This is a genomic window from Streptomyces sp. SID1328 (genome assembly GCF_009865595.1).
In the GTDB taxonomy this organism is placed as follows: domain Bacteria; phylum Actinomycetota; class Actinomycetes; order Streptomycetales; family Streptomycetaceae; genus Streptomyces; species Streptomyces griseoluteus.
On record NZ_WWKH01000111.1, the window covers coordinates 1 to 5289 of the forward strand.

At 74.0% G+C, this 5289-nt stretch carries 4 protein-coding genes and 1 pseudogene; 4 read left to right on the forward strand and 1 reads right to left on the reverse strand.

The features are described from left to right. Window positions 1-214: pseudogene (locus GT030_RS03560) on the reverse strand (hypothetical protein); the annotation flags it as partial. 197 nt (window positions 215-411) lie between these two features. On the opposite strand from GT030_RS03560, the gene GT030_RS03565 reads away from it, so the two are divergent. The 4 genes from GT030_RS03565 to GT030_RS03580 all read left to right on the forward strand — a co-directional run. After that, window positions 412-1230 (forward strand): ATP-binding cassette domain-containing protein, encoded by an 819-nt coding sequence (locus GT030_RS03565; protein WP_346009552.1) that lies wholly within the window; start codon window positions 412-414, stop codon window positions 1228-1230. Then, the gene (locus tag GT030_RS03570; protein WP_161199790.1) at window positions 1202-3286 is read left to right on the forward strand and encodes a YhgE/Pip domain-containing protein; all 2085 of its coding nucleotides are present in this window, start codon (window positions 1202-1204) and stop codon (window positions 3284-3286) included. Before GT030_RS03565 ends, GT030_RS03570 begins: the two co-directional genes overlap by 29 nt. A 56-nt stretch (window positions 3287-3342) precedes the next feature. Further along, window positions 3343-3969, forward strand: a complete 627-nt coding sequence (locus GT030_RS03575; protein WP_030810186.1) for a TetR/AcrR family transcriptional regulator — start codon at window positions 3343-3345, stop codon at window positions 3967-3969. A gap of 374 nt (window positions 3970-4343) precedes the next feature. After that, on the forward strand, window positions 4344-5289 hold a 946-nt coding region (locus GT030_RS03580; RefSeq protein WP_161199791.1), incomplete at its 3' end, for an NAD(P)/FAD-dependent oxidoreductase.

Sequence of the window (5289 nt, forward strand, 5' to 3'; positions counted from 1 at the left end):
CGGCCGCGCGGAGGGCGGCGAGGTGGGCCAGGGCGTACCGCTCGTTCGGGGTCTCCATGGCGGCGGCCTCGTCCAGCGCGCTGTGCGCCTGGCCGAGCAGGGCGACGGCGGCGGGCGGTGCCGTGGACCGGCGGAGCACGGGGTGGACGTCGCTCGCGGCGGTGGCCGCTGACGAGCTGGTCATGACGAACCTCCTGTCGTCCGGTGACGGCATGGATGCCGTATGCCCACATCGTGCGGTATGCCACTGACAATCCGTTCCGACCTGCGGTTTCACCCCAACTGAGGCTGAAATCGGGGGTATCGGGGAACACCTGTGGGGCATCCGGGCTTTGTCGCACACGCCTGTTCGGGCATACTTTTGAACTGACCAGTCAGTTCAAAAGCAGTACCGGGGAGAGGCGGGGGCTTGTGCACGGCGTGGACGTCACGGCCGGGGGATTCGGGCTCAAGGGACCACGGGGGTGGGCCTTCCGGGACATCGGCTTCGAGGCCGGGCCGGGTTCGCTGATCGCCGTGGAGGGACCGTCCGGCTCCGGCCGTACGTGTCTGCTGCTGGCGCTCACCGGCCGGATGAAGCCGAGCGAGGGGCAGGCGGCTGTCGGCGGCCTGCCCCTCCCCCGGCGCATGGGGGCGGTACGCCGGTTCAGCGCGGTGGCCAATGTCGCCGGGGTGACCGACCTGGAGCCCGCGCTGACCGTGGGCGAGCACCTGCGCGAACGGGCCCTGCTGCAGCGCCGGTTCGGCGACTCGCTGCGCGAGGCGCTGCATCCGCACCCCCAGCGCACCCACGAGGCCCGGCTCCGTGCGGACGCGGCGCTGGCCGCCGCCGGGCTCGACCTGGACGCGCTGCCGAAGGGCTCGCGGACGGCCGTACGGGACCTGGAACGGCTGGAGGTGCTGCGGCTGTCCGTGGCGCTGGCGCTGATCGGCAGGCCCCGGCTGCTGGCGGTGGACGACGTGGAGCTGAAGCTCTCGGCGGGCGAACGCGCCGAGGTGTGGGAGCTGTTGCGCTCCCTGGCCGACGCGGGGACGACGGTCCTGGCCGTGTGCCGCACCGCCCCGGACGGCTGCGTCACCGTCTCCACGGAGCCCGCCGAGGCCGGACCTCCGGAGGACACCGGGGACAGCGGGGACACCGGGGAAACCGCCCCCGTCCAGGACCGGCCCGCCGAGGACGCCCCCCGAGAGGAGGCCCCCGATGCGCTCACCGAAGCTGGCCGCGCTTGAGCTGCGCCGGTTCGGCCGGGGCCGGCTGCCCCGCGCCGCGCTGGTCGCGCTGCTGGTGCTGCCCCTGCTCTACGGCGCCCTGTACCTGTGGTCGTTCTGGGACCCCTACGGCCGCCTGGACCGCGTCCCCGTGGCCCTCGTCAACGAGGACCGGGGCGCGACGGCGGGCGGGAAGAAGATCCACGCCGGTGCCGACATCGTCAAGGGCCTGCGCGAGCGGCGGACCTTCGAGTGGCACGAGGTCGACGCGGCCGAGGCCCGCCGTGGCACGGAGGACGGCACCTACTACCTCTCGCTGACCCTCCCGGCCGACTTCAGCCGCCGCGTCGCCTCCAGTTCGGGTGACTCCCCGGAGACCGGCGCGCTCCAGGTGCGCACCAACGACGCGAACAACTACATCGTCGGCCAGATCTCGCGGACCGTGTTCGCCGAGGTCCGCTCGGCCGCGTCCACCAAGACCTCCCGGACCTTCCTGGACCGGATCTTCATCAACTTCTCCACCCTGCACGACAAGACCGAGACCGCCGCCGAGGGCGCCGACAAGCTGAGGAACGGCCTGGGCAAGGCGGAGAAGGGCGCCCGGAAGCTCGCGGACGGCCTCAAGGAGGCAAACAGCGGCAGCGGCAGGCTCGCCAAGGGCCTGACCCGGCTCGACAAGGGCGCCGGCGACCTGGAGGACGGCTCCCGGCAGGTCGCGGCCGGCACCCAGACCCTGGCGGACAACGTCGACGGGGCCTACGCGAAGGCCGGCCCCTTCCTGCAGAAGAACGGGAAGACCATCGGTGCCACCGCCCGCCTGGTCTCCGACTCGGCCCGCACGGTGCAGGACAACCTCGACACCCTGGTCCGGCTCGCCCCCGGCGCCGCGAAGACGGCACACGCCTCCGCCGCCGTACTGGACCAGGTGCACAAGGCGCGCTGCGAGACACCGCCCGTGCCCGATCCCGCGTGCCCGGACCTGGCGAAGGCCCAGCGGGCGGCGGACGACGTGGCGGTGGTGGCCGACGACCTGAACAAGGTCGTCGCCGCGCAGGGCGGTGATCTGACGACCATGCGGAAGAACCTGACCACCCTGCGCGCGCAGGCCGACGCCCTCGCCGAGCGCGCCCCGCACCTGCACCAGGACGTCGCGGACGCGGTCGCCCGGATCGACAAGCTGAACGCGGGCGCGAACGCCGTCGCCGCCGGGGCGAAGAAGCTGCACACCGGCCTCGGCACCGCCCAGTCCGGCGCGGCCACCCTCCACCGGGGCATCGGCACCGCAGAGTCGGGCGCAAAGGCGCTGGACAGCGGCCTGTACAAGCTGGTGGACGGCTCCGAGCGGCTGGCGGACGGCCTGCACGAGGGTGCCGGGAAGATCCCCGACTACGACGAGCGGGCCCGCGACCAGCGCACCGGCGTGATGGCCGACCCGGTCCGGCTCTCCTCCGCCGACCTGCACCACGCGCCCAACTACGGCACCGGCTTCGCCCCGTACTTCATCCCGCTCTCCCTGTGGGTCGGCGCGATGGTCGCCTACATGCTGATCCCACCGCTCAACCGGCGTGCCCTGGCCGCCGGTGCGCCGTCCTGGCGGATCGCGCTGGCGGGCTGGCTGCCGGTGCTGGCGGTGGGGGTGCTCCAGACGGCCGCGCTGATGTCCGTACTGCACTTCGGCATCGGTCTGGAGATGGTCCGGGCGGCCGGGACGACCCTGTTCCTGGTCCTGGTCACGGCGTGCTTCACGGCGATCGTGCAGTGGCTCAACGCCCGCTTCGGCGCGGCCGGCCGCATCCTCGTGCTGGCGCTGCTGATGCTCCAGCTCACCTCGGCCGGTGGTACCTACCCGGTGCAGACCAGTCCGGGCTTCTTCAACGCCATCCACCCCTTCCTGCCGATGAGTTACGTGGTCTCCGCGCTGCGCCGGCTGATCACCGGCGGCGGGCTCGGCCCGGTGTGGCAGGCGTGCGTGGTGCTGACGGCGTTCACCGTGGGCGCCCTGGCACTGACCGCGCTCACCGCCCGGCGCCGCCAGGTGTGGACGCTCCAGCGGCTGCATCCGGAGCTGAGCCTGTGAGCGCCGGGGCGGCGGAGGCGGCCCGGCCGCCCGGCGCACCTGTGAGAATCGGGTCCATGGAAAGCACCAGCGCCCGGCCCGCCGGCAGCACACGCCGCGAGGCCACCCGGCAGAAGCTCTACGAGGCGGCCGTCACCCTCATCGCCGAGCAGGGGTTCTCCGCGACCACGGTGGACGAGATCGCCGAGCGCGCCGGGGTGGCGAAGGGCACCGTCTACTACAACTTCGCCAGCAAGTCGGTGCTCTTCGAGGAGCTGCTGCGGCACGGCGTGGGCCTGCTCACCGCCTCGCTGCGGGAGGCCGCCGAGCGCACCGCCCGCGAGGGCGGCGGCGGGGTGGACGCGCTGGACGCGATGGTCCGCGCGGGCCTGGTCTTCATCGACCGCTACCCGGCCTTCACCCAGCTCTACGTGGCCGAGCTGTGGCGCACCAACCGGGCCTGGCAGTCGACCCTGATGGTGGTGCGCCAGCAGGCCGTGGCGGTGGTCGAGGGGGTGCTGCGCGAGGGTGTGGCGGCCGGGGAGTTCAGCGACGAGATCGACGTGCCGCTGACCGCGGCCGCGCTGGTCGGGATGGTGCTGGTGGCCGCGCTGGACTGGAAGGCGTTCCAGCCGGAGCGGTCGCTGGATGACGTGCACTCCGCGCTGTCCCGGTTGCTCCAGGGGCGGGTCAGCGGGGGCTGACCCGAGATCCGGGACGACCCGGGGTGCGCGAAGGGCGCCGGACCGCGGTGTTGCCGGTCCGGCGCCCTTCGCTCTCCCCCGTACTCCCCCGTACGGTTCCCACCGCGGTCCCCCGTGACCGTGACGGCCACGGGCCCCGTGTCTCGCTTCCGCCGACGGATCGACGGAAGGAGCGGCTGGCGGGCGGGCCCGTTCCGCCGCCCCGTGTCGGCGGTGCCGGGCCGCGCCCCCTGGCCGTGTCTCCACTCTCCCCTCCGGCCGGTCCCCGGCCCATCCGCGCGGCTACTCATCTGTGCGTCTAGGTACGGGTACTCAGGCCTCCGCGTTCGGGCCCGGGCCCGGCGCTGCCGGTGATGGTCGGTAAAGTCGCGGTCATGGCACGGATTGCGGTGACCGGCGCCGGGATGGGCGCGCTGGCGGCGGCCGCCCGGCTGGCCGTCGCGGGCCACCGGGTGACGGTGTACGAGCGGACGGACACGTACGGCGGTGCGGTGCGCCGCTTCGAGCGGGACGGGTTCGCCTTCGACACCGGCCCCGGTCTGCTGCCGCTGCCCGCGGTCTGGCGGGACCTGTTCCTGAAGACCGGCAAGGAGCCGCTGGAGGACCTGGTCGAACTGGTCCAGGTCGACCCCTCCTCCCGCCACCTCTTCGCGGACGGCACGCAGGTCGCCGTGCCCAACGCCTCGCGCGCCGGTGTCGTCTCCGCGCTGGACGAGGCGCTGGGCGCCGGGGTCGGGCAGCGCTGGGGCGACTTCCTGGTGCGCGCCCGCGAGGCCTGGGACCGCACCCGGCGCCCCCTGCTGGAGGAGCCGCTGTGGCCCAACTGGCAGGTACTGGCGGAGCGTGAGCCCTACCCGGCCGTCCCGCACAAGCGCCTGCTGCGCACCCGCCGGGCCACCACCCTCGCCGAGGTCGCCGAGTGGGAACTGCGCGACGACCGGCTCACAGCCCTGCTGACCGGCCACGCCCTGGCCCACGGCCTCGACCCGCGCACCACCCCGGCGAGCGCCGCCGTCCTGCCGTACCTGGAGCACGCCTTCGGCACCTGGTACGTACACGGCGGCATCCGCGAGCTGGCCCGCGCGGTGTACGAGCGCTGCGTGCGGCGCCGGGTGGAGTTCGTGTTCGGCGCCGAGGTCACCCGGATCACGGTGAAGGACGGCCGCGCGGCGGGCGTCGAGCTGGCCGACGGCACGGTGGCGGAGGCCGACCATGTGGTGGCCGGCGTGGACCCGGCGCTGCTGGGCCGCCTGACGGACCGCCCACTGGACGGCACCGGCGACGTGCGCCCCGGCGCGCGCGGCGCCGCCCGGCTCACCC

What these genes read in the sequence shown, in the direction of transcription:
- GT030_RS03570 (WP_161199790.1), top strand. Translation starts at nt 1,202, where the DNA reads ATGCGCTCACCGAAGCTGGCCGCGCTTGAGCTGCGCCGGTTCGGCCGG.
- GT030_RS03575 (WP_030810186.1), top strand. Translation starts at nt 3,343, where the DNA reads ATGGAAAGCACCAGCGCCCGGCCCGCCGGCAGCACACGCCGCGAGGCC.